The sequence below is a fragment of the Parapedobacter sp. 2B3 genome (genome assembly GCF_041925275.1).
In the GTDB taxonomy this organism is placed as follows: domain Bacteria; phylum Bacteroidota; class Bacteroidia; order Sphingobacteriales; family Sphingobacteriaceae; genus Parapedobacter; species Parapedobacter pyrenivorans_A.
In genome coordinates, this window is the sequence record NZ_JBHEUZ010000004.1 from 1 (window position 1) to 26,021 (window position 26,021).

Here is a 26,021-nt window from a genome sequence, read left to right on the forward strand (position 1 = left end):
TTCATATCAATAATATTTGGGCGTAAAGCTACAGCGGATCAATTACTCAGAAAATATGCAGTTGGTCGGGCGGATACGTGAGCACCATCGGAAAACACTTGTAAGAAAAAGCAAGTTTATGTATGTTTGCATCGGCAAAATTTTGCCGATGCCGACGTAGCTCAGCTGGTAGAGCAACGCATTCGTAATGCGTAGGTCGTAGGTTCGAATCCCATCGTCGGCTCATAAATAGGTTTATGATTACCTGATAAATCATGTTGAAATGACAGCGTCATTCGTGCGTCATCTGAACAAATAAGCTTGAAAACCGTATTGGAAGGGCTAAAAACAAATAGGTTCGAATCCAATCCGGATCACAGAAAATGCTGTCAAAAGCTTGAAATGCCTGCAAACACTGGTTTTGCAGGCATTCTTTTTTGATGGGAGAAAGCCAAAATTTGCGAGAATAGCTAAAAAGAATGTGCGTCATCCGTGCGTCCTTAACACGTCAGGAAAAGACGCAGGAATTTTTGAATAACTGTTTGTTATTCAGTGTGTACATAAGGTGTACATCCTGTTTCGGATGCCATGAAACAAGATGCATGGATGCGGAAGAAATTCCGCACCAATACAAGCACCTGCTGATCCCCGGTGCCAACGTATACCTGACTGAAGGGAATTTTGGTTCCGTACTGACACAGGAAGTGAAGGAAAAGGAGTTCACCGTGTGGCAGCACCATTTTTTCATCGTACGGCCCTGTGTGCTGACCGCGAAAAACGATACGCCATCGGTCGTGGTGAATTACATGCTGCAGGGCAGCCCGTATGCAAAATTAAAGGGCAGGCATGAACCGTTGCTGGAAGAAAATGCCTATCGGTTATTCTTTGTCCCCACAGTTACACATCCCGTATCCTTTCTCGAAGGCGAATATTGGTGCATACATGTGAACTACGATGTCCCTACGCTCCGGGAGTACATCCGGCGGAACCAGCGGCTTACGCAATTGCTCGATTACATTATTCAAGATGAAAGTGAACTACTGCATTACCTGTCTGGTGAGATCGATGATTATATGAAGACAAGTCTGCTTGACCTATTGTGGTACAACCATACGGACAGGCGCCAATACGTCCGGCAACAGGCATACCGGTTGCTGTTCCTGTATGCCCGCAGGCATCATGCAATCAAAGATGATCTGTCCGGGCTGGAAAGCTACATCACACGGAACCTGGATAAATGCATAGAAATCGGTTACCTGATAAAGTACTGTGCCATGAGCAGTACCAAATTCCATAAAAAATTCCGCGCACAATTTGGAACCTCGCCTCACCAGTATATTCATTCCCAAAGAATGGAATTGGCACGCACAAGACTATTGGAGTCCGATATGCCGATATCAAGGATAGCAGATTTAGCAGGATATTCAAGCCTGTCAAGTTTTAGCACAGCCTTTAAGAGATATTGGGGAAGCTCTCCCAAGCAGATTAGAAATCCTTTGCCGGTTCTGTCCGCGTAGAAATGGTAAACTCAAAAATGTAGAAATGATAAACTGAATAATGTAGGAATGGTAAACCAACCTACCGAGCATACGGCTTACCTTTGTTTTGTCAATCGGTTAATAGACAGGACATCACCAACACACCGGAATAAGAACCACAGGCAGGCACGGAAATCAGAACCTCAAAAATTTCTTGCTGATGCAAACCAGAAAAACAACCATCGAAATCATCTCCGCACTTTTCGTTTTGCTATGGTGCTATGCCGCCATCAGTAAACTGCTGGATTACGGAACGTTCAGGGTACAGTTGGGCAAGTCTCCCCTGATTACGGAATTTGCGGGATTTGCAGCGATAGCTGTGCCGCTTTTGGAGTTGGTGATTGCGGGGATGTTATTGACAAAGCGTTTGCGGTTGCAGGGCATGTATGCATCCCTGTTTCTGATGACGTTATTTACGGCATACATCATCGCCATCCTGAATTTCAGCTATTACATTCCTTGTTCATGCGGTGGTATACTGAGTTCATTGGGTTGGACAGAACACGTGATATTCAACCTGGCTTTCGTGGTGATGGCGATTGTGGGAATCATATTGATGACCAAGAAACAGAATGTAAATAATACACCAACCTATATCCCCTTCTTAAAAACCGGATGATATGGAACGATGCAGTGCAACGGGTAAATCCATATTCCGTTCATTATCGGATGCCATGGAACGGGTAATGGATTTTAGAAAGAACATTCAACAACTCCGGAATGGGAGGAGACGGAAACACCGGCAGGGAAAGCCGAAGCAGAAACGGGTGTACTTGTGCGAACATTGCAACGGGTATCACCTAACGAGTTGGGAACGGTACATAAGGAAACGGAAACAAAACGATGCCGCTGTGCGTACACTGATTGTCCGCAGGCGGCCACGGTGAACATATTTTTTCAGGAACGTAGTCTTACAGCTTCAAGCCGGTTCAGGCGCCAGTAGGTATAAGTAAGCGGGCCTTCCTGGGAAGACGGCTGTTGAGGATAGAAAAACCCGCCTACCTCGTCAGCCGGAGGATAAGCGGGCATTCATTAACCGCCGCAATGCTTAAAACTCGAAGCATTGGGCCACATAACTAATTTTAAAATTACAAAATCTAATTATTATGGCTACAATAGCTAAAAAATTGAAAATATCGCTGACAGCGATAGCCTTTGTATTAGGCATTGGTGCTGCTTTTGCGACAAATACCAATATACAGAACGCATTGGCGGACTGCCAAACGCAAAACCCCGATGTTGATCGGCTTCCAAACGGTCAAATTGAATGTCCCGGGGACGGTCAATTGTGTTGTACTATAGGAACGACTGAGTACGAAAAAAATTAGTTGTCACAAGCGGTAGTTTCCTTTGAAGCTACCGCTTATATTCATAATTAATATGTTTAAGCATAAACTTATCTTAATTCCATTTACAATTCTCTTTAGTGTTTTATTGGTTTACTTATTGTTTCTTTCAATGGATAAACCCAACACGACAAAAAATGGTTTCAGCAGGAAATTTTCGGTGACGATTACACCGCTGAGGGTCGCTACTATGGATATTAAGAACCCAAGAATTGCAGGTATTTCAGCTGATGATTGTTTTTTGTATACAATCGATCAACCAGACATTTCAGTTTTTGACAAGCGGTTAGAGAAAAGTTCTTTCTTACGAGTACCGTTGACAAAATCTACTTTAAAACTTCGTGTATTTGTGGACTTTCCTAAAATTTATATATCCAATTCCAAATCATCTGATTTTTATATCTATGATTATAACACCGAAGAAAAGATTAGTTATTCACTAAAATACCGTACGGGCGAATATTCTGTCCTGCCAAATAAGACGATTGTAGGAGTTTACCTAAATGCTTCAGAAATGGGCACATATAGGGAAATAGGAATTTTCGACTTGAAAACGGACTCTTTTTATATGAATAAAAAGGGCGGTCTAAGTAAAGTTTACGACGGAGGGTTTTATCAGGATGGCATGTTACATTATGATGTATTTAATGATCTTATTGTTTACATTTTTCGCTTCAGGAACAAAGTATTGGCTTTTGACTCAGCATTAAACATAAGCTTCTCATTTTCAACTATTGACACTTTTAGTACCACTCAACTGAAAATATTGAAGGAAAGGAATAAATCTGACAATAAACTTTGGAACTATACTTTAGCTAAACCACCAAGGTCAGTAAACAATAAATCTTGTGTTGCGGATGGCTATGCTTTTGTTTGTTCGTACGTTAAAGCCGACAATGAGAATTTATCAGCCTTCGATAAAAACTCCGTAGTCGATGTATACCGTATAATTGATGGTGAATATGCCGGCAGTTTTTATATTCCACATCATGAAGGTAAACCTTTGTCTGACTTTATAGTTACCGACAATAAGCTACTCGTTGTATATGATAATAATTTGTCATTATTTCAGGTAATAATATAGTATTTAATGCAGTACCAATACTTCTATTTCTCTTTTAGCTCGGATCAGTTCCAAACCAGCTGTATTTAAATATTCATTTAAGATTTTTACGTCTTTCAAATCCACATTTAGCTCAATATCAATGTTTTTTGTCCAGTTTGTTTCATTGATTACATCTACATATAAATCTGAAGTTAGATACTCTCTAAGTATTTCGACCAATTTATCCAAAGGCTGATTTGATAGCTGTACATTGAATTGATTATATGTTGCATTAGGAGTCGAATCATTTGTCACAGGTAGTTGCGAATCATGACAGCGTTTCAATATATAACAGTTCATAAGACGCCTTTCAAATTTACACTTAATACTGAAATATCTTTTTAGATCCTTTCTCATAGTGCTATAAAGTAATGTTGTATCTGGAAAAGGAACGATAAGTTCATAGCAGTAGTAATTTGATATTCTTTTATCCATTGTCTCAACAATTACTTTATGTTGAGGATAATTATGAAAACGATGTGCGGGTGTACCGAAAGCAATCCTATATAGTCCCTTCAAGGATAAATTTGTAACGACCAACCTTCTATTCATATAATCTCCCGAAGACGATCTTGAAATCACAGAGCTTGCCCCCTTAAGATGGCTTGTAAGTAATGAGTTATGTTCAATATGCAACCTATTATAAACCTGGCTGTCTGAGAGTAATGTCTGAGAATAGTTGATTGGTATACGTTTCTCGTCTTGTTTTGCAGGCAGGAAAAAATTCTTATCGTGCAAAAAAGATTGAATATTTTGTGGAGTTACATGCTCAGAAGTGGTTTGAGCTACCACGATACCCGAAGAATTTAGCCATATATAGTGCGGTACAAACCTTATTTCAAACAGTGATATGAGTTGGGAATTACTATCTCTTAATACCGGTATCCTAAAGTCGTTATTGAACGGATTTTTTTGAATTGCATTTTTAAGTATATCTTTTTTTTCATTAGATACCATTAAAAATTGAAGGCTATCTGAGAACATCTTTTGTAAATCATTATTACTGGATATATCTGAAAGGCATGCTCCACACCAAGTGGCCCAAAGTTTGATTATCATCGGTTTCCCTTTAAATTCGGACAACTCGACATTGTACAAATTATTCCCAGAAATCCCTTCAAAAGACAAATTTGGGATTGTATCGCCCATCGAAATGTGACTATTTTGCCCATGCACCGAAAAAGTACTGAAGCACAATATGATTGCGATAATAAAAAGTCCTCTAACTGTTAAAGGGCCGACTATATGATTCATTACCATTTATTTTGCTCAATTCCACTTGCAATTATCTCAGAGGCAGGGATAGGTAAAGTGTACCTAAGATCATTGGGAGGTAACATATAGTGGTCACCCAACTCTCTGACTAAAATCGTGGCAAAGCCATCTTCCTGATTAAGACGACGTAAATCGCTCCATCTTATTCCTCTATACAATAATTGCTTCCTCCTTTCAACGAGTATTTTTGTTAGTGCATCGTTGTTGTCCGAGGTCTCAAAAGGAATATATGTGTCGGTCTTCCATCTTTTGATTAGTACCGCATTGAGGTCTTGCAGTGCGAGTTGTGTATTCCCAAGTCTTGCGTTACTTTCAGCTCTTATAAGATATATTTCATCAGTGGCTATGCCGGAGAAATTTGACAAAGCACCGGAATACATTCCTTTCCAAGTAATATTTTCACCATTTACATTAAAGAACGCAACTTTTCTAATATCATCGCTCTCGTAAGAATCGTATAATTCTCTACTAACTAATCCTTGAGATAAAGGAGAATAACTAATCATTGTATGGTAGAAAATTGTTTCATTATTAAACCTTTGGAAAGGTCTGCCGGTGCCGCTTGTGTTTAATGAATTATAATCTATAAGGTGGTTATATATCTGCAAGCATAAGTCTGCATATTCTCGTGCTTTATCATGATTACCGAGTATTAACATTATTCTCGCCAATAACCCATAACTTGAAGTTTTTGAAGGCCGTGTTTTATACAACGGTATTGGGGGAAGCAATGAAACTGACTCGATTAGGTCATTGATAATTTGGTTATAACATTCCGATACAGTAGAACGTTCGTACGTGTCCCAAACATCTGAAGTAGTTTTAAGTACTATCCCTAAATCAGTATTAGCCGTAGCATCAGTATATGGTACTCCAAACACTTGTAGTAGATTATAAAAAGCATGCGCCCGATAAAACAATGCACCTCCTCTAAGATTGTTAAGCGCCTCTGTATTTTCATTGTTTAGTGGTAGATCTTGGATACCATCCAATACGACATTCGCATAAAACACTTGTTGATACGGAAAATTCCAGTCAGATGTTACATCAGTGAGCGTTTGGCTTCTATCCCACACGTATATATTTTTCAAGCCTGCTGCGGTTGATTGCCATCTTGTTAAATCGAGGAAAATATTGTCGCCACTGATTTCACCAATTGCTGGACTTCCTGTGTTCATCACATTACTATTATCTAGAATTGCCTGAAAATCTTCTATTGTTGAGGGGACAACCAAAGCTTTATCAGGTCTTACGTCCATGAATTTGTCATTGCAAGACTGAATTAATAATATTATAATTGAACACAACGCTATTAATATTTTGTAAAGAGTACCGAAAGCGCTCGTGAGTCTGTATGTATCGAAGTGTAGTTTCATTGTGTTTTGATTAAAAATTAGCTGACAAACCAAAAGAATACGTTCTTGGATTAAGATAGGCTCCTGCATCTGGATCAAGTTTTTGTTTGTTTGCACGCCAGATTATCCCAAGGTTATTCATGTATACTGACAATCTGATATTCTTGATTGGATAATTTTTGAATGTAGAACCAGTAATCTGATAGTTCAAGGAAATATCCTGAAAGCGGATATGATCTCCCCTTTCCACAAGTATTTCTGAGAACCTATAAAAACTACTCCGATTGGCTGGTTCTGGGTAAATTAACGATGGAACATCAGTTTTCAACTCATCTCCAGTTTGTTTCCAACGATTCACAAAATCTTTATGGCCTATCCAAGAACGGAACAAATCATCATAGGATATTGAATTTCGTCTAAAATAATAGCCTGCTTTATAAACGACATTGAAAGAGAAAGAGAGATTTTTTATGAGTAGACTATTTCTAAATGATCCGAATACCGTTGGTCTGGCAGCACCATGATAAACTAAATCACTTATTTCCGAAGAAACGTATATGCTTGAATAATCTGTACTGACTTGACCGTCAAAATACCCTTTTGGATCTCCGGTTTGCGAATCCAGTCCAGCCCATTTATAACTGTACAGTGAAAACACAGGACGATTTTCAATTGGAAAGATTTGTAAACTTCTTACCCCATCAGAAAAGTTTACAAGTTGAGATATTATTGGTGAAGAATTATATTTTGTAACTTTATCAGTAGCATAGCTAAATAAAAAAACACTTTGCCAGCCAAAATTTTCTTTTCGGAGGGGATTTAATGTAAGGTTTAAATCTATACCATTGCCCTTAGTTGAGGCGACATTACCTCTAACGCTTGTAACTCCTGAAGCTGCTCCTGTGAGCATATTTCCTATTAAATCCAATCCACGTTTGGCATAGTATTCTATGCTGCCATAAGCCCATTTCCCTTTAAACTCGAAGTCTGCTCCAAAGTTCACCATATTAACCCGTTCCCATTGAATATCTGGGTTAGCCGGGTTAATGATAAATGCAGCTTTTGCCCCTGTAGATGAGTCCATTTGATACCGGGCGGTTGTATAGGCAGTCACACTTTTATCGATGTTACCGCTATAACCATATGTAACCCGAAATTTCAGGTGAGGAAGGATATTAAGAGCATAGAATTTCTCTCTTGAAATATTCCAACCTCCTCCAATTGACCATAATGGAACAGATTTTTGATTTGCATTAACACCAAACAGATTGGAAGCATCACTTCTGCCACTAACAGTTACTGTATATCTATCAAAAATAGAATATGATGCATTTGCATAAAAAGACCGAAATCTATCTTTAAGCTCTGAAAGTGTATTAACATCAGGTATAAATTGATTATTTAAACTATATGGATATACTAAATTATATCCCATAGCATAGTCCACTCTATCGGCTATTGCGTATTGGTCATCATAGCCATACTGACGATTTGTATTAGCTTTGATGTTTATCTCCTTAATCTCTATACCAGCTAAGGCATATAATGAATTGTTATTTCCCCATTCTTTGTCTATGTTTACCTGACCCCTCAACACATTGGATTGTAGGTTTCTCGATGATAGATCGAGTATGCCTCCGTTGGGTATTTTGTTTGAACCATCAGACAACGTAAATCTGTTTACTAAATCTCGGGTAAAATATGATGATGGGTTCATGAAGTTTCTCCCTGTGGTTATAGCTGTTTCATGTTGATATCTTAGCTCAGCTGTAACATCTTTTAGGATCGAATACCTAATCGCAGAATTAATGCGAAAATCATTGAGCTTTTGGGTCTGGTCAGAATAATGTAATTCTTCGTACGGTTTGTAATTCCAGTTTAGAAGACCATTTTCAATTGTAATTTCATCTTTATATTGCTGTCTGATGTCCTTGATGATGGCCAAAGGATTCCCATTATCATCCATAAAACTCGCATATGGATAAATATTATAATTTAAACTCCCCCCGGTATTAATAGCACTTGAACGCTCGTCGTTTCCCCAACCTGAATTGTTATTGTTAGTATTACTTTGGGCAAAATATACTGAAGCTGTAACCTCTAAATTCTTTGTCGGCGTAAATGTATCATACGCATTTAATGTTATTCTGTCAAATCCATTGTTGATGATGTTGCCTTGATTTTTGTCCAATCCTGCTGAAAACATATATGATGATTTTTCATCACCACCTTTGAAATTCAAAAAATACTGTTGATTCATACTGTGTTGGTACACGAATTTTTGAAAATCGTTTCTTATATCTACGGTTTTTAACGAGCTTAACTCTTCCTCAACGGCATTTGAGGTCAACAATCCGTCTCTTTGTTTTATCAATAATTCTACAACCGGTGAAATCGGCAACTTGTTAAATGAACCCTCGATTGAATTGTAGTAGCCGTTGCTGAATAGCATCCTTTCTATATCGATAAAATCGGATGAGTTTAAATAGTTGGGGTTGTAAAAAATATTCGGCTTCTCCCCATAGGTGAGATTTGAAGTGAAGTTTACGCTTAAATTTTGATTGAATGTTCCTCTTTTGGTAGTTATTACTATAACCCCATTCCCTGCTCTTACCCCCCAAATTGAAGCTGCCGCCGCATCTCGAAGTACAGTTATACTTTCTACGTCATTGGGGTTGATATTATTAATATCACCGTCATAAGGGAAGTTGTCAATTACGATCAATGGTTGATCATTTGCAAAAATGGTTGAACGACCACGGATATTAACATCCAGTTGATTTCTGAATTTCGTATTCACAGTATTTTGGTTGAAAATTAATCCGCTTGTGATTCCGTCAAGTCTGCTCATTATATCGCTACTAACACTACGGTTGATCATCTCGTTGTCAACTTGAACAAAAGACCCTGTTGCTCTTTCTTTTGGTATATTTTGGTATCCGGTACTAAGCGTTACTTTAACTTCTTTAATTTCACTATATAATAATCGAAGTATAACATTGATTTCCGGCCTGTTGGCTTGTGTTTCATAAGGCTCATAGCTAAGCAAACGGAAGTGTAGGGTCTCTGTTGGATAAACGCCTGTGATTTCATACTGTCCATTCCGATCTGTGATTGTTTGCCATCCACTTTCCTTGACCTGCACAGTGACACCTTGCAAGGGATTACCTAATGAGTCGGTGACTCGTCCACGGATGGTTTGTTGGATAGGCGTAACCTCTTTTGAAGATATCGGTTCCCCGGGCTTAGGCTTGATGATAACAGTCCTTTGGTCAATGACGTACTGTAGCGCGGGCTGTTTACTGAATATGCTTACCAATGCATGCTCAACGGGGACATCGTTCAGCGTCACGGTGACCCGCTCTGCGTTGGTCTTCAACAATTGTGGGTTGTAGATAAAGTCATAGCCGGTCTGGTTGCGTATTTCTTTCAGTACCGTTTCAAGAGTTTGGTTCCTGACATCGATATCCAGATTTTGTGCGGAGGCTTCCCGCGCATCGAGGTTAAAGAAGAGGAGGAAAATGCCGGCGATGATAAGCTGGATTCGCATCGCTACCTGCTTAATAGTTGTCACGGGATACAAATTCCCCATGACATCATGGTGAAAATTCATATATTTGAATCGTTAGGTTAGAAATTAACTTACTGTTGAACGTAATGGGATTTTTTTGCCTGGCAATCGCTGGAAGTGCTTCGAACCACTTCCAGCTTTTTTACATCACCAGGGCAAACACATGAAAGTCGTTATCTGCTGACCATAATCCTCCTTCCTTCTGTTTTGAACCGGACGCTTTCGGTTAGCTCGATTTTGCGGAGCACGTCGTGGATGTCATCGAACCGTGATACGGAACCGGTGAATGTGATGCCTGTAACGTCTCCTGTGTATTGTACATCGACGTCGTACCAACGGCTGATCCGGCGCATGATACTCCGGATGTCGGAATCGTTGAACATGAACTTGCCGTCCTTCCATGCAACGGTCTCCATCGCATCGACGGGAATGACTGTGATATCGTCTTGCCCGAGTAGTGCAGCCTCACCGGGTGCTAATGTGACGCTATGGATATGGCGACCTTGCTGTGGACGTACCAACACGCTTCCTTCCACCAATGTGGTCCGCACCGAGTTTTCATCACTGTAGGCATTGACATTGAACTTTGTACCCAGGACTTCGACAGTTTGTAGGGGATGGCTCACCACGAACGGATGCTTTTTATCGGGGGAAATTTCAAAATACACTTCACCTGTAATTTCCACCTCCCGCCTGTCTACATCGAATATTGCTGGATATCGCAATGTTGACGCGGCATTCAGCCAGGCGATGCTTCCATCCGGCAGGGTAATCCTATACTGACCGCCACGTGGCGTAGCAAGCGTCAGCATTTCAGTTGTTGCGGCCGCATCTACTTTGCTCAACATGGCTACAGATGAATGGTCTTCGTAAAGGATATTTTTATCGTTGACAATGATTCCTGCTTGCGTTTCGTCCAAGGCAATCGTCCGGCCGTCGGTTAGTGTAAGTGTCGCACGGTTTGTACCCGGTAGTATAGGACTGGTTACTTGCTCCGGGCCTCCTTGTGTTTGGATGCTCCAGATAACATACCCTGCTGCGATAATGGGCAGGACTACGGATGCGGCAATTGATGCCGTACGGCGCAATCGATGCAATTTCCGCTTCCGCAGGTTTTGCACCAATCGGTGGTGTACAGCGGCAAGGTCTGCTTCGGCAAGTGCCTCATTCAGTGAAAACGGTACTGTATCCTGCTGTTCATACCAAGACTCTACCCAACGCTTTTCCTCTTCGGTGGCAACACCGTTCGCATAGCGTTCAAGTATCTCTTTGGCGTTACCTCGTGGCTGTTCCATTTACCGCTGCATTTTTGGTAAGGATAGACAACTGAAAGGGAAACAGGGGGGTAAGAAATAGGGATAAAAATATCAAACGGCTGAAAACAAGGCGAATAAAATCACCGTCCCTAACCTAAGTCGCAGGATTTTGAGTGCTCCCTTGATGTGGCTTCTTACACTTTGCTCGGTAATGTTGAGCTGTCCGGCGATTTCTTTGTGGCTCAATCCATCCTGTCTGCTGAGTTCAAAAACCTCACGCATCCTTGGTGGAAGCGAGTTGATTTCTGTTTCGATAAGCGACATCATCATCCGCTCACGGACGAGATAATCGGTATTGCCCAGGTAATCATGCAGGAAGCCATCGAAAGACCGGATATATTCTGTTGCCCGTTTGTCCTTAAGTTGTCGGTTGATGATGGCATTCCTGACGGCACGGTAGAGGTATACGCCGAGGTTCTCTTTGATGTCAAGTGTTTTCCTGCTTTCCCAAAGGTTGGAGAATATATCGTGTAGGATATCCTGCACATCCTCCCGGTTGTTCAATCGTTTATAAGCATGGACGTACAGCAATCCTTTGTATCGGTGGTACAATACATCAAATGCTGTTTGATCCCCATCCCGCAATTGTTGAAGCAGTGCCTTTTCATCGGTGGCGTTCAGGGTTTTCACGTGAGTGAATAGTTAGTGGGTCAAATTTATTGATTTTAACGTAAAGTTGTATAATTGTTACGGATGTTTTAACAGAAGTCATCCATTTATTCCTGTAAGTTGTGCGTGCAGGGACATTTTTGTACCTTTCAGTAGATTTTTTGCAAGTATTTTTTTCGATTGTGAGTACTTTAACAGTTTCAATTGTAGTAGCCCGGTTGTCCAATCGGGCTATTTTCATATTTTTATGTTGGCATAATGAGTATTGTTCGGCATATGGGCAATAGCTAAACTAACGTACAGTCCGGTTTTTCAATCGGACTTTCAATTCAACGCTTTCTCGCATACATACGAGCTTGGTGGCGGTTGGTACCGGAAACATTGGCCGCTGCCGTATCTATCGAGCGGTAATGGATGGCCTCCGCCACATGTGGCAGTTCGATGGTGTCGCTCCCGGCCAGATCGGCAATGGTACGGCTTACTTTCAGGATGCGGTCGTGTGCGCGTGCGGACAGCCGATATTTTTCCATATGGTTGTAGAGCAGCCGCTTGCAATGCATATCCAACTGGCAGATTTCGTGTACCAACTTTCCGTTCATATCGGTATTGGTGCGTGTGCCGGGATGGTCGGCGAAGCGCCGATTCTGTGCCGCACGTGCGTTCAGCACGCCTTCCCGCAACTCTCCGGACGATAGGCCGTTGGGTGTGCGCTCCAGTTCATAAAAAGGCACGGGTTCTACTGCCAATTGGATATCGATGCGATCCAACAAGGGTCCCGATACACGGTTCATGAATTTGTCGATACCGTTGGCTGGACCGTTGTAGGGGTTCATCGCTGCCACCAACATGAAGTTGGCCGGAAACACAAGGCTCATTTTCGCACGGCCTATACATACCTTTCCTTCCTCCAACGGCTGTCGCATCACGTCCAGCACCGACCGGCGGAATTCGGCTAGTTCGTCGAGGAATAATACCCCGTTGTGTGCCAGCGAAATTTCGCCGGGCTGCGGAAAGCTTCCACCCCCCACAAGCGCTACGTTGCTGATGGTATGGTGGGGCGTTCGGAACGGTCGGTTGGCAATTAATCCTTCCAAATCACCGGGGGTGTTAGAAACGCTGTGGATGCGGGTGGTTTCCAAGGCTTCGTGCAACGTCATCGGTGGCAGGATAGTGGGCAGGCGTTTGGCCAGCATGGTCTTGCCGGATCCGGGCGGCCCTACCATCAACAGGTTGTGGCCTCCCGCCGCCGCAACCTGCAAGGCGCGCTTTGCTGATTCCTGTCCGCGGATATCACTGAAATCTGCGCCATGGCTATCCTGCATCCGGTAAAAGTCATCCCGCGCATATACCTGCACCGGTTCTGCCGCCTGCTGACCGTTGAAAAATGCTACCGCGCCTTTCAGGTGACTGAATCCATACACCGACAGCTGGCTTACCATTCCTGCCTCACGGGCATTGCCTTCGGCCACCAGCATACCGGCATACCCATCCGCACGTGCGCGGATGGCCATGGGCAGGGTACCCTTGATCGGCAGGACCGAACCATCCAGGCCCAGCTCCCCCATGATCACATAATCTGCCAGTACGAAGGGTGTCGCTAACTGGTTGGAGGCAGCAAGGATGGCCAGTGCGATAGCCAGATCAAAGCCGGAACCGGTTTTGCGGACGTCGGCAGGAGCCAAGTTGATGACGATGCGCTGCCGGGGCATGCGCATACCGATGGACGTGATCGCCATTTCGACCCGCTGCAGGCTTTCCTTTACCGCATTATCCGGCAGTCCAATGACCGTGTACCCGATACCGCACCCCACATTGACCTCGATGGTGATGGGGAAGGCATCCACCCCGTGGACGGCACTTCCAAATGTTTTTATAAGCATTTTATTCCGTTGTTGATGGAACCACAAACCTACGATCCGTCGTGGCATACAGCAGTGTATTATCCGGATATAAGCGTTTATAAACGTTTATTCGTGTTTTTATTCCAAGAATCTTACCTTAGTGATTGAAACATCAATCCATGGAACGCTATTGCCTGCATTGCAACGCGGTGCTACACGGTCGGGCTGACAAAAAATTTTGCGATGACTCCTGCCGCAGCACGTATTATTTCGAACATGGCCGGAGCGAAACGGACATCGTCCGCTCAACCCATGCCATCCTGAAAAAGAACCGGAAAATCCTGCTGGAGTTGAACCCTGATGGCAAAGTGACCGTTGCCATGCACCAGTTGACGGAACGCGGGTTCAACTTCGACTTCCATACCAGTATCTATGAGACCGCCAAGGGAGATCGGTATCACTACTGTTATGAGATGGGTTACCTGGTGCTGAGTGAACGCCGGGTGCTCCTGGTTGTAAAAGACCGGTACGACAATTAGCCGTCGCAGCACCGTGCTCCGGCATAGAAGCATGTAGTGTACAGGACATGTTGATTCATTGGGAAGTAGGGTTTCATAGCAGAAAAATCTTTGGTGTTGTCATGTCCTTGCTAATCTAGGAAGACGACTTGTATAAACTATGAAATTAAACGTTTATATTCGTTTATAAATGCTTAATAAATAGGTTGTTTTCCGTGTTTTTCAGATTTTTGGGTATTGACATAGTTAAAACCAGGTAGTTATGGAGGATCTAATCAAAGAAGAAAAGCAATCGGCGATACGTATCTCACGGGCGCTGCAAGCATTTTTTAATGAAAACCCGGGTACGACCGTGCTGCGTTCCGATGACGCGTATGATATTTTGGTGACCAAGGGACTGGTTGAACGCGACCGGCATCACGGCATCAAGTTCAGGGATTTCCTGCGTAGGCTCAAGGAAGCGGGGGCACTTTCTTTTATTCCGCAATGCCAGCCCGAACCGGGAAACGGCCACTACACAAATTGGTATTTCCGATCGGTATCGGCCGTTACACCGCTCGTTAAATCGCCTATCCGACAAAAAATCAGCACCGATGGATACGCAGCACTCCGCGCGGAAATTGACACCTTCGATAAGGTCCCAGAAAGTAGGCTTAACTACGTTGCAAAAGAAATCAGGAAAACCTACCCCCGGGCATACGAGCATTGGACCCTTGCCGAAGTGAACCTATTGCAGGAAACGGCTAAACAGATTGCCTGTACCCTTGAGTTGTCGAAAATTTTCGGAAGACAGCCAAGTGCGATTAAGCGGAAGCTGAAGGAGTTGGATTGCATCGGCACCCTGAATATACTGTAGGAGCCGCTTCTAAGTTGCCCTTCACCGAGATGAGGTAATCAGCACCGCCCCTATATCATTCCATGTATCCGCCTCGCGGATCACCGCAGAAATGGGGACGAAAACGATAGCCTCTAGAAGGTGCTCCTTGGTAGGATTAACGCGGGGGTCGGGATTTAGATGCGTTTGCCCTAGCGGGTTAAGGGGAAGTTTTTTCGGTTTGGGGGATTTTGGTTATCTTTGAACTTAAAGAAGCAAGTATCAAACAGCTATGGAAGTAACAGTAGATATCAGGTTTGACCAATTATTGGATACCATCAAAAAATTGCCAGCTGCCAAAATCAAACAATTGAAATCGGCGTTGGATGAGGGGTATATAGAAACAAAGGCAAACGAGGAACTATCCGGCTTTCAGAATTATCTCCTTGATGGCCCGGTAATGGATGCTGATCAGTATGCTCAATTCAAAGAAAACAGGAAACATTTCAGCACATGGAGGCAACAGTAGCTTGTCTGGACACATCGATACTCATAGATTATTATCGGAAAAAAGATAAACGGAAGAGCACTTTTTTCCAACTAACCCATCTATACAAACTATTCGCTGTTTCAATAGTCACTGAATATGAAGTTTTGATTGGCTCCAGACCGGAACAAGAAGAGTTTTGGAGAGGATTCTTTGATAAGGTTACCGTCCTCCCATTTAATAAACCGGCCAATGATGCGGCTATTTCAATTACAAAACAACTAAAAGCTACCAATAAACTTATTGAAGTGCCAGATATATTCATAGCCGCCACTGCGTTAACTCATAATCTGCCATTGGCTACGTTAAACTTAAAGCATTTCAAACGCATAGACGGCTTGAATATTATTCATATTTGACGCTAAAATAGTGCATTCTTTTTCCTTCCGACAATAATAGCAGCACGCACAAGACTATTGGAGTCCGATATGCCGATATCAAGGATAGCAGATTTAGCAGGATATTCAAGCCTGTCAAGTTTTAGCACAGCCTTTAAGAGATATTGGGGAAGCTCTCCCAAGCAGATTAGAAATCCTTTGCCGGTTCTGTCCGCGTAGAAATGGTAAACTCAAAAATGTAGAAATGATAAACTGAATAATGTAGGAATGGTAAACCAACCTACCGAGCATACGGCTTACCTTTGTTTTGTCAATCGGTTAATAGACAGGACATCACCAACACACCGGAATTAGAACCATAGGCAGGCACGGAAATTAGGACCTCAAAAATTTCTTGCTGATGCAAACCAGAAAAATTGTTCTTGACGTAATTATAGGATTGTTCGTACTCCTGTTTTTATATACAGCAGCAAGTAAATTATTTGCGTACGACAATACCTTTTTACAGATGAGCAAATCTCCGATTATCACCGATTTTGCGCACATTTTAGTTTGGTTGGTGCCATTGATTGAATTTGTTATTTCGGCTTTGCTACTCATTAATCGTACCGTTCTGTTGGGATTGTATTTGTCGTTTGCAATGATGTGCCTTTTTACAGCATACATATACGCAATACTTAACTATAGTGACGTTGTTCCGTGTAGCTGCGGCGGTGGTATTGAAAATATGACCTGGGAGCAACACCTGGCTTTTAATATCGTGTTAGACGTTTTAGGTATGGTAGGTATTGTTTTGGAGTCTAAGAAAATTAAACACCAGTACCCACAAGGTATTTCAAAAAATATTCATTGGCCGATAGAATCAGGGGAAGCTGAAAACCTGTAAAAACGAGTAAGCATTTTATCAATCCAAAAATACACGCAAAATGAAAAGAATACTTTTTGCAGCATTTCTGGCAACATTTGCCATAGGAGGCGCTATAGCTCAGGTATACGCGCCCGGAGGAACATCTCCAATACCATGTAATACACCAGGTACAACTTGTGCGGTGTTTTACGGATCCACAGGTTACACAGATGCCTGGCCTAATCAAAGTGAAGAGAATCAGGTTGACCTAACAGAGCTCAACCGCGATTTCTAAAAGTACCGGGACTGCCAATTACGGCAGTCCCGTTTAAAAAAATATGATGAAACAAAAAGTACTTCTTATACTTGCCATTACATCTGTTGTACTTATACTTAGCTATGGGACAATCATCAGGATAAGAACAAATCCTAAAAATGGATTTGAAAGACTGATTAAACCTGTTAATCTTACCGTCAATAAAGTTCTGAAGCTCCCATCCGATATATGCTTTTTCGCAGGTGAATCAGAAGGGTTACTACATTTAAAAAACTTCAAGGATTATACATCTATTTTGAATGTTGACATTAGAGATGGATTTTCTATGTCTATTTCGGATATATGGAAGATTCCTAATCTCCCTAATGAAATTATGTCACAAAAAGCGGTTTGTTCAAGTGTAACAGATAGTACTATAGGTATTGTTATTAATGATTCGGGTTATATGTTTTCCATTGATAAATCAAACAGTAATCTCTCATCGGGGCATGGACCAAGGACAAGGTTCGACAATGTTGTATTTTTATCAGGGAAAACAGTTATCGGTAGAAACACTGTCGTGAAAGGCGAGGCACTAAGTAGAGAGTATGTGAAGATCGACTATTCTAATGGAGCAATACAGAAATCATACTCGCTTAGAAAGCAAGCAGATGGATTTTTTTGTACTGACGGGAAATCAAGATTCAATAAAACGTTGTCAAGGATATTTTATATGTATGCTTATCGAGGCGAGGTGGATTGTTTAGACAGCAATTTAAATCTACTCTTTACCATTAACACCATTGACACGATAAGTCAGGTTGTAATACCATTAAAAGAAATTAGAGCTCACGGGAAATTAATCTCAATAACACCATCTACTACTCCCAGTCCAGTGAATAGAGGTATTGAGGTATCAGGAAAAAATCTTCTTCTTTCTTCAGCCCTAAAAGCCGATAATGAAAGTGATGCTGATTTTAATAATAATCAGGTTGTTGATACCTATTCCGGAATAGATGGGAAGTATTTGTTTAGCTTCTACATTCCAAAGTATCGGGGTATAAAACTAAGAGAGTTCATTATTCATAAGGATCAAATTTTCGCCATCTATGGTCAATACCTGGTGCGGTTTACCTGTAAGGATAATCCACTGTACTAGAGTATTTTGATTTGTCAATAGTAATTACAATTTTGAATATTCATAATATTCAGATGTTTTATTGAATAATAGCTTGATGTATCAGCTCTGTCATTGCTTGTGGTGTAGGGACAATCGCGGATGAGAAAATTTTGCCATCCCGGTCTACTAATAGGAGAAATGGGAATGTCTTCCGTTCATAATACTCAACAAAAGGATCCTTTTCTCCTAAAGGTGAATTCACGTTTAGGTAATCAGGTGATGAGTAGACTCCATTGTTAATGCCGTTCATCCATGTACTACTGTTTTTATCCATGCAAACGGAAAGATAAACGAAATCCTTCTCATCTTTCAATGCAGGGAATACGTCATTGTGGAATATTCTGTGGAATGTTGCACATGCACCACAGCCTGTAAACCAAAAATCAATAAAAACGACTTTGCCTTTAAGATTGTCTAATGTTACGTTCTTTCCTTCGGTGTCGACAAATTTTCCATTAAACACCTGGTTTCCAGGTGACAACTTCAACAAGTTATTGAACGACATTTTTACATTATCTGTCAAGATATACTGCTCACTATCCTTAAGCAATGAATCTACTACATTTGGTGATATAGCTTCCTTCCCTAACCATCCTGTTCCAGAACAAAATAGATTGCCTAACAATTGATCCCTGATTAATCCGTCATATTTTTGGCAGAACAAATTGTATATATCGTTATAACTTACTTCCTCAGGATATATATTCATTCTTAAGAGACGAAATTCTGTAGCGGCTATATTCTTAATGAAAGCAGGACATAGACCCATTGAAGTATTAATAGGGTATGAAAAAAGCTTAACATTACGATTAAGATACTCTACAATAATTTTTCTTGCTTTATCATTCTCCTTTAATCGGTTGAAAATCCCTTCCGTCATCCACACCCAGTCATTATAGATAGGGGCTGTATTATAAGCCAATAAATATTGATCGAAATTACTTAGATCAAACTTTCCTATTATGGCTGTTTTTTTGTCTAAAAGTTCCTGCGTCAGCAATTCATATCTAATCAATACATTTTTTAACCCGGAAATATCGTCCATGTCAATTTTTCTGAACCCGATTTTTTTGAACCGCTCGCGATATTCTCCAAAACCTAGATCGTAACTGCAAATTTTTTCAAGCTCGTAAGTAGCTTGATACCTTTCACTTCCATACCCACTAAATATAACATAATCAGTATCACTATTGCCTGTTTTGATTACCTCCATGAATATTCTATCCGTTGACTTTACCAGCTGGTTTACTGCAATTCTTGAAACGTTTATCCTGCCATTGGCATAGTACTTTAACGTGATGTATATTAATTGGGGATCCGGGAAGTAGGGTAATGAAAAAGCAAACGCCCCATCTTTATCTGAAATAACTTTGAAACTCGTGTCGTTTCTGCTTTGGGGGGCAAATGGCTCCCTATAGTGAACATAAAATGTGTCGCTTTTACTTAATTCGCCCGTTGATAGCCTTACAATTCCTTCGAATGCGGGTTGCGCATCTTTTGATTCAGCATAGTTTAGATTTGAAATCAATATTATGCCGATTGCAATTAGTTTTGTGAATCTCATAGTTAACGCCTGAATTTGTTAATAACCCTGGTTCGGGTAAATATTGGGGTTTCGTTCTGTCTCTGACCTGGGTATGGGAAATAGAATGAAATCGGGGCTCCAGTTTAATTTTACGCTACTCAAGACGTCGTTTATCCTGTTAGTCCTTTTTAGGTCCAGCCATCGATGTCCCCATTCTGAAAACAATTCCACATGTCTCTCTTTGTGAATTGCGACAAGTAATTCTTCGTCGGAAATATCGGGGTTGTGGTCTAATATAGTGGACAGGCCTGCTCTCGACCTGATTTTGTCAATGTCTTCTATCGCACCGTCTCTATCATTCAGGTGCACTCTGGCTTCTGCCCTAATCAGATATTGCTCGGATAAACGGAATATGGAATGGTATTCTGTAACAATTGAGGACGCCCGGACCTTATATTTGAAAGGATAGTAAAATGTAGATCCGCCATTTGTTACGCTATCTACCCAGAAAACTTTCCTTTTATCCTCAGACTCGACTGTGTCAGATATAAATTCCGGCCTTAAAGCAACCTGAGTACCCAGTGGTGGAGCTGTCAAAATAAATAAGGACCCGGAAGGTGTATTTTGACCAACCATTGGCTGAATCTGCCAAATAGATTCGAGACTGTTTTTTAGAAAAACCTGGTCGAGGGGCAATAGTTGGTAAACGTCTACTTTCCCTAATACCAAGTTCGAATAATGTTGAGCGTTATCCCATTCCTCTAAAAAAAGATAAACCCGAGCTTGTAAAGCATGTACAGTGGACTTATTTGGTCTTATACGTTCCGCGGAGGGGTAATTGTCAGTTAATAATGATTCGGCCGCATTTAAGTCCACGAGAATTTGGTAATAAACTGAATCCAGTGGAGTACGGGTTGCGTTAGTATTTAATTTGTAGTCAGTCGTTAAATGCAACGGTACAGGTCCAAAAATATTTCCCAGATAGAAATAATGGAATGCCCGAAGGAATAGTAATTCGCCTGTTAATTGACTTTTTAGGTTGTCAGAGATATTGTCACTATTCCTTAACCCTTCCAGTATGGCATTTATGTTATATATCCGTTTGTACATTCCCGACCATAAACTGGATATGTAATTGTTATCTGTAGTTAATTCATGGTGTAAAATCTGCAGGTTTTCCTGTCCGTAAGCTAAAAACTCATCTGCTGACAGCCCCAGTGCAAGTGTTATGCTTCGTAATCCTCCGGAGGAGTACCCGGTTCTCGACATTTGCTCATATTGGCCGAGGACAGCAGAAAGGGCGAGTTCATTGCTCGAAAATATCTGTGCAGGGACAAGACTATTTCTCGGCGGTCCAGTTTCCACGAATTGACTGCATGAACAAAAGACTATGAGGCAAATGGGAAAAGATATTCTATAGTATTTCATGACATTTCCTAAAAAGTGGTTTTTATTCCAAGAGTAAATACTTGCAGGGGGGGAAGCTTATATGCTGTCGAATTAGTGCTTTCAGGGTCAAGTCCTTTATAGCTTGTTATAGTAAAGAGGTTTTGTCCTTGTGCGTAGCACGTTAGGTTATCAAGATGTAAGGTCTGAGATAACTTCGAGGGTAGATTATAGCCAATTGAAATGTTTTTCAGTCGTAAAAAAGAACAGTCTTCTATGGACTGTGTTCCATCCCGAACACTTTGGTTCCAACTATTAATCCCGGAAAGCGTCGGGGAAAATTTCGGCCAGTCCTTTTCATCACCTTGCTGTTTCCACACGTCTAAAAAAGAGGCCGGCAGATTTCCAATAGGAAGTGCATTTAAAAACGAACCGGGTGGCAATATTATACTTGAAGCAACACTGTTGCCCCTTTGCTTAACATAAGATATGTGAAAATCAACATTGAAGTTCTTATATCGTATTGAATTTTGGATACCGCTATGTAATTGTTGTCCGACAGTTCGTGTTAAATACCGATCATTAAAGTCAATAATTCCGTTACCATCATAATCTTCGACGACAAACATACCTGTAGCAGGATCAACAGATGTGTTATATAATCTACGGATATCCAGAGGTTGTCCTATGATGTATATTGTGCGATTCGTGGATGTGGCTAAATCAGGGTAGGCGAGCAATTTGTTTCGAGGAACGCTCAAATTGAAATTAGTAGACCAATGCCAGTTTCCCTTTTGAATAAATGTTAGTGAGCCGTCAAATTCCCACCCTGTATTTTGGACTACCGCGGGTAGATTAGCGATAATATTGTCTGCACCAACGCTGGGAGGCAAAGGATTTCCTAATAATTGATTAGATGATTTGTTCCTGTAATACGCAATCTGAAAATTAAACCTGTTCTCCGCTATTCCTATTTCTACCGCTCCTTCTATTTTTTCATTTGTCTCCCATGCAAAATCGGGATTTGCTATTCGGTTGATATAGAGTGAAGGTATTCCGCTATAGGAAGAATTACCGACATACAAATCCATATATTGATAATCGGGTATTTGATCATTCCCCGTAATTCCATAACTACCTCTTAATTTCCCGAAACTAATTAGCGGTAGGTAATCTTTAATAAAACGTTCCGCGGAAAACAGCCACGCACCCCCCAGGGCGCCAAAATTCGCAAATTGCCTTCCCGGACCAAAGCGGGAACTACCATCTCGTCTTCCGGTTAAATTGAGAAAGTATTTATTTCTCAGGCTGTAATTAATCCGTGCGAACCCTGCGGTATATCTGTATTTTGTGTAGCTATCTTCAATGATACTTAACAAACCTCCGGAGGAGATATTTTCCAGCAATTCGTCACTATTGAAATTTGATGCCTGGATATTTTTATAGGTCAATACAGATTGTTGGAAACTTAAACCAATCAATGAATTTATTTCTCCCTGACCAACCGCTACATTATAACGAATTTGTGGTTCGAAAATATATGAATTTCGGGACGTATTTCCGAACTGGCTCTGACGATGGATGTTATTAGGATTAGTAGCAGGATTGCGTGCAATATTGGGCATTTTACTTAATTCCTCACGACTGTTTTTATTGTAACCAATGGAACTACTTAAATGAAAATGCTCAAAAAGTTCGAAATCAATATTTGTATTTACCAGAAGTGTGTTCGTAGATGCTGAAGTTGTATTGAGTAACGAAGCCATAGGATTAGTACCTATGTCGGCATCGTTATAATACCAAACTAGATTGCCTTCCTGATCCAATGGTGCGGGAGCGTTGGGTGCACGAAAAATATTAAACGTAGGGTCATCGAACGGCAAATCATTTTTCTGATCTGAATAATTAGCAGTGAAATTTGCTTGAAATCTATCCAGTCTGTTTCCAAAGCTAATATTGGTATGTATACCGCTACGGCTTAAACGAAAATTTCCGGGGAAGACAGTCCCTTCAACATAATGTGTGCCGGTCAACATATATCTGGTATAGGATGTTCCACCTGTTATTCCGGCAGATGCATTGGTAATATTTGAAGTACCTCCGATTATTTCCTCTTGCCAATCTATATCATTATTTTCATCCCAAACTGTCAAATCTAAATCAGCGGCTGTAGGTGACAATTCGTAGTTTTGGAAAGATTCAAGTCTCATTGCCAGGTAATCTTGCGTATTAAGTAGATCCATTTTGTTCCCTACACGAGCAACACCTTGGGAAAAATCAATATTTATTTGTGTCTTATCACTTATTCCTTGCTTCGTTGAAATTAAGATGACACCGTTAGCACCCCTGGAACCATAGATTGCTGTGGCGTCAGCATCTTTAAGCACGACAATGCTTTCAATATCGTTCGGGTTTATCATACTCAGAGGGCTTGCATTTCCGAGTATTGTTGAATTTGCCAGGTTTATTCTTTCAGAAGGAAATATTACCCCATCAATGATATATAGAGGATCGTTTCCAAACAACATGCTATTCCTTCCCCTGATCTGAACTTTGAAGCCTCCGCCAGGAACGCCTGTCAACTGCTCAATTTCAACTCCCGGAATTCTGCCTTGCATCGCTTGCAAGAGATTATTGACAGGTTGTATTTCTATTTCCTTTGCTGTTATTCTGGATATACTTCCGGTACGCTCTCTATCCTTTACGGTATAATAACCTGCATTGATTTCCACTTCTTCAATTTCAGTGCGAAGCAGACGGAGCGTTACATTGATTTCTGGTCGGTTGGCAGGAGTTTCATAAGGCTCGTAACTAAGCAATCGGAAATGCAAGGTCTCCGTCGGGTAGACACCTTCGATCTCGTAACGCCCCTCCCGGTCTGTGATGGTCTGCCATCCGCTTTCCTTGACCTGTACGGTGACACCGATTAAGGGATTGTTCAGAGAATCGGTAACCCGACCTTTGATGGTGATTTGTTGTTCTTCCGCTGACTTTGAATTAGATAAGGATTTAGGTACAACTTTAATCAGCTGCCCGTCAACTTCGTAAGAAAAGGGTTGGCTACTGAAGAGTACCGGTAACACTTCGGTAATCTCTTTTGATTGAATATTGAGTGTCACGGGGCGGGCTTGCTGCATCTGGTCATTGCGGATAAGAAAAGAATATCCCGATTGACGTTGGATGGACTGCAGCACGCTTTTGAACGAAGCCTCCTTGACGCTCAGCGAAATGCGCTGTCCGAGTGCATTCGCACTTACCTGCAGGCTGAATCCGATAGTGAGGAAGATAATGAGCTTCATGATGAGCAGCTTGATAATTGGGTGACTGCCCCTGCCATGCAAGGCCGTTATGTTTTTTGACCTGATTGCATGGGCATGAATGTTTAAATTCATACTTTTGTTCAGTTAGGTGAAAAATATGTTGCTTAGTACGCGATGAATTTTGAGAACGCCTGGCAATCGCCGGAAGTGGTTCGAAGCACTTCCGGCATTTTTATATTACCAGGGCAAACACATGAAGTAGTTATTTGCTTACGATAATCCTCCTTCCTTCTATTTTGAAATTTAAACCGTAGTATTCGTGTAGGGCATTAAGTATCTGTGATAAGTTGACATCCCTGTTTAATTCCCCGAATACCTTATATGCCGCTGTCGTCTCCGGCATAATAAACTCAACATCGTACCAGCGTTCGATCTGCCGGATGATGGTGGAAAGGTCAGCATCATTCAATACGATCAGGCCATTTTTCCATGAAGTATAATCTCCCACATCCACTTGCTGGACTTTGAATGCTTCTCCCCGCAATACGGCTTGCTCCCCGGGTTGTAACAGTTGTTCTTTGTCGGAACGGCTTTGATATAGCTTTACGCTGCCGCTGACCAGTGTAGTGGTAACGATATTTTCATCCGTGTATGCATTGATATTGAAACTTGTCCCCAGTACCTGTACAGATTGGTCTTTGCTTTCGACGATAAACGGATGCTGCTCGTCATGTGTCACTTCAAAATACCCCTCACCGGTAAGTTCTACTTTTCTTTCACCAGCATTGAAGACAACAGGATACCGCAACGATGAAGCGGCATTGAGCCATACCTTGGTGCCATCAGGTAATGTGATTTGGTATTGTCCGCCACGTGGCGTGGTCAAAGTTGCATACTCCGTCTTTTTTAGTGTTGCAGACACCGGTTCGCCGTCGGTATAAGTATATTGTTCCGTAGTCGTTACGATACCATCCTTGTTTTCATTTAAGGTAATGCTGTTGCCGCCTGAAAAACTCAATGTAGCACGGTTGCCACCGGGTAATACATCCCCGCCGTATTGGCTTGTAAGACTGTGGTCTGGTTGTTTCTGTTGCTGATACCTGTAAATCAAAACCCCGACGGAAAGCAGGACCAGGATGGCGGCGGCTATGCTAAGTAACGTCCGGTTGAATGGATTCTGTTGCGGGATGTGGTCCAGTTTGGCTTTGAGTGACGCCAAGTCATCCGCCAACTCAGTATCGGTAAGATCAGTAGCCCCGTCATGAAGTTGGGTATACCATTTTTCTACCCACGCTTTTTCATCAGGGGTACAGGAATCTTCCCGGTATTTCCGAAGCAGCTCTTTTGCTTTGTGTAAGTTTTCGTCCATGACAGCGCGGATGATCCCGTTTACTGTATGTGACGGATGAACGCGA

Annotated in this window: 22 protein-coding genes and 1 tRNA gene; 13 read left to right on the top strand and 10 right to left on the bottom strand. The window is 41.6% G+C overall.

What is annotated here, in order from left to right; genetic code table 11:
* The first annotated feature begins 150 nt into the window (after window positions 1-150).
* The 6 genes from ACEVG1_RS05845 to ACEVG1_RS05870 all read left to right on the top strand — a co-directional run bounded on the left by ACEVG1_RS05845 (window position 151) and on the right by ACEVG1_RS05870 (window position 3,947).
* Window positions 151-223: transfer RNA gene (locus ACEVG1_RS05845), tRNA-Thr, on the top strand.
* A 358-nt stretch (window positions 224-581) separates the two neighbouring features.
* On the top strand, window positions 582-1,496 hold the full coding sequence (locus tag ACEVG1_RS05850; RefSeq protein WP_374742648.1) for a helix-turn-helix transcriptional regulator: 915 nt from the start codon (window positions 582-584) through the stop codon (window positions 1,494-1,496).
* Between the two features lie 181 nt (window positions 1,497-1,677).
* Entirely contained in the window at window positions 1,678-2,136 is a 459-nt protein-coding gene (locus ACEVG1_RS05855) for a MauE/DoxX family redox-associated membrane protein (RefSeq protein ID WP_374742649.1), read from the top strand.
* 1 nt (window position 2,137) lies between these two features.
* Window positions 2,138-2,404, top strand: a complete 267-nt coding sequence (locus tag ACEVG1_RS05860; RefSeq protein WP_374742650.1) for a hypothetical protein — start codon at window positions 2,138-2,140, stop codon at window positions 2,402-2,404.
* A gap of 219 nt (window positions 2,405-2,623) precedes the next feature.
* Window positions 2,624-2,845, top strand: coding sequence for a DUF6520 family protein (locus tag ACEVG1_RS05865; protein WP_374742651.1), 222 nt, complete (start codon window positions 2,624-2,626; stop codon window positions 2,843-2,845).
* A 130-nt stretch (window positions 2,846-2,975) separates the two neighbouring features.
* A complete protein-coding gene (locus tag ACEVG1_RS05870; RefSeq protein ID WP_374742652.1) occupies window positions 2,976-3,947 on the top strand; it encodes a hypothetical protein in 972 nt (323 codons plus the stop codon).
* A gap of 3 nt (window positions 3,948-3,950) precedes the next feature.
* On the opposite strand, the gene ACEVG1_RS05875 is transcribed toward ACEVG1_RS05870, so the two are convergent.
* From ACEVG1_RS05875 to ACEVG1_RS05900, 6 genes are all read right to left on the bottom strand, one after another.
* A complete protein-coding gene (locus tag ACEVG1_RS05875) occupies window positions 3,951-5,117 on the bottom strand; it encodes a TlpA family protein disulfide reductase (protein ID WP_374742654.1) in 1,167 nt (388 codons plus the stop codon).
* Window positions 5,118-5,221: 104 nt separating this feature from the next.
* Window positions 5,222-6,502: a RagB/SusD family nutrient uptake outer membrane protein gene (locus tag ACEVG1_RS05880; protein WP_374742655.1), complete on the bottom strand. Its 1,281-nt coding sequence runs from the start codon at window positions 6,500-6,502 to the stop codon at window positions 5,222-5,224.
* Window positions 6,503-6,629: 127 nt separating this feature from the next.
* A complete protein-coding gene (locus tag ACEVG1_RS05885; RefSeq protein ID WP_374742656.1) occupies window positions 6,630-10,211 on the bottom strand; it encodes a SusC/RagA family TonB-linked outer membrane protein in 3,582 nt (1,193 codons plus the stop codon).
* Window positions 10,212-10,342: 131 nt separating this feature from the next.
* Complete coding sequence (locus ACEVG1_RS05890) at window positions 10,343-11,464, bottom strand: FecR family protein (protein WP_374742657.1); 1,122 nt, start codon at window positions 11,462-11,464, stop codon at window positions 10,343-10,345.
* Between the two features lie 72 nt (window positions 11,465-11,536).
* Complete coding sequence (locus ACEVG1_RS05895; RefSeq protein WP_374742658.1) at window positions 11,537-12,115, bottom strand: RNA polymerase sigma factor; 579 nt, start codon at window positions 12,113-12,115, stop codon at window positions 11,537-11,539.
* A gap of 308 nt (window positions 12,116-12,423) precedes the next feature.
* Window positions 12,424-13,974, bottom strand: a complete 1,551-nt coding sequence (locus ACEVG1_RS05900; protein ID WP_374742659.1) for a YifB family Mg chelatase-like AAA ATPase — start codon at window positions 13,972-13,974, stop codon at window positions 12,424-12,426.
* A gap of 140 nt (window positions 13,975-14,114) precedes the next feature.
* On the opposite strand from ACEVG1_RS05900, the gene ACEVG1_RS05905 reads away from it, so the two are divergent.
* The 7 genes from ACEVG1_RS05905 to ACEVG1_RS05935 all read left to right on the top strand — a co-directional run bounded on the left by ACEVG1_RS05905 (window position 14,115) and on the right by ACEVG1_RS05935 (window position 18,414).
* On the top strand, window positions 14,115-14,474 hold the full coding sequence (locus ACEVG1_RS05905; protein ID WP_374742660.1) for a hypothetical protein: 360 nt from the start codon (window positions 14,115-14,117) through the stop codon (window positions 14,472-14,474).
* Window positions 14,475-14,715: 241 nt separating this feature from the next.
* The gene (locus tag ACEVG1_RS05910; protein ID WP_374742661.1) at window positions 14,716-15,309 is read left to right on the top strand and encodes a hypothetical protein; all 594 of its coding nucleotides are present in this window, start codon (window positions 14,716-14,718) and stop codon (window positions 15,307-15,309) included.
* Between the two features lie 250 nt (window positions 15,310-15,559).
* On the top strand, window positions 15,560-15,796 hold the full coding sequence (locus tag ACEVG1_RS05915; RefSeq protein WP_374742663.1) for a hypothetical protein: 237 nt from the start codon (window positions 15,560-15,562) through the stop codon (window positions 15,794-15,796).
* Window positions 15,781-16,173, top strand: coding sequence for a type II toxin-antitoxin system VapC family toxin (locus ACEVG1_RS05920; RefSeq protein ID WP_374742664.1), 393 nt, complete (start codon window positions 15,781-15,783; stop codon window positions 16,171-16,173). Before ACEVG1_RS05915 ends, ACEVG1_RS05920 begins: the two co-directional genes overlap by 16 nt.
* A 36-nt stretch (window positions 16,174-16,209) precedes the next feature.
* Window positions 16,210-16,371 (top strand): helix-turn-helix domain-containing protein, encoded by a 162-nt coding sequence (locus ACEVG1_RS05925; RefSeq protein WP_374742940.1) that lies wholly within the window; start codon window positions 16,210-16,212, stop codon window positions 16,369-16,371.
* Window positions 16,372-16,552: 181 nt separating this feature from the next.
* Window positions 16,553-17,038, top strand: coding sequence for a MauE/DoxX family redox-associated membrane protein (locus tag ACEVG1_RS05930; protein ID WP_374742665.1), 486 nt, complete (start codon window positions 16,553-16,555; stop codon window positions 17,036-17,038).
* A gap of 299 nt (window positions 17,039-17,337) precedes the next feature.
* Complete coding sequence (locus ACEVG1_RS05935) at window positions 17,338-18,414, top strand: hypothetical protein (protein ID WP_374742666.1); 1,077 nt, start codon at window positions 17,338-17,340, stop codon at window positions 18,412-18,414.
* A 58-nt stretch (window positions 18,415-18,472) separates the two neighbouring features.
* On the opposite strand, the gene ACEVG1_RS05940 is transcribed toward ACEVG1_RS05935, so the two are convergent.
* The 4 genes from ACEVG1_RS05940 to ACEVG1_RS05955 form a co-directional block, all read right to left on the bottom strand.
* Window positions 18,473-19,999, bottom strand: coding sequence for a TlpA family protein disulfide reductase (locus tag ACEVG1_RS05940; RefSeq protein ID WP_374742667.1), 1,527 nt, complete (start codon window positions 19,997-19,999; stop codon window positions 18,473-18,475).
* 18 nt (window positions 20,000-20,017) lie between these two features.
* Complete coding sequence (locus tag ACEVG1_RS05945) at window positions 20,018-21,388, bottom strand: RagB/SusD family nutrient uptake outer membrane protein (RefSeq protein WP_374742668.1); 1,371 nt, start codon at window positions 21,386-21,388, stop codon at window positions 20,018-20,020.
* 8 nt (window positions 21,389-21,396) lie between these two features.
* Window positions 21,397-24,738 carry a SusC/RagA family TonB-linked outer membrane protein gene (locus ACEVG1_RS05950; RefSeq protein ID WP_374742669.1) on the bottom strand — a complete coding sequence of 1,114 codons (3,342 nt, stop codon included), beginning with the start codon at window positions 24,736-24,738 and terminating at the stop codon, window positions 21,397-21,399.
* Window positions 24,739-24,868: 130 nt separating this feature from the next.
* Window positions 24,869-25,975, bottom strand: a complete 1,107-nt coding sequence (locus ACEVG1_RS05955) for a FecR family protein (RefSeq protein WP_374742670.1) — start codon at window positions 25,973-25,975, stop codon at window positions 24,869-24,871.
* Window positions 25,976-26,021 lie beyond the last annotated feature (46 nt).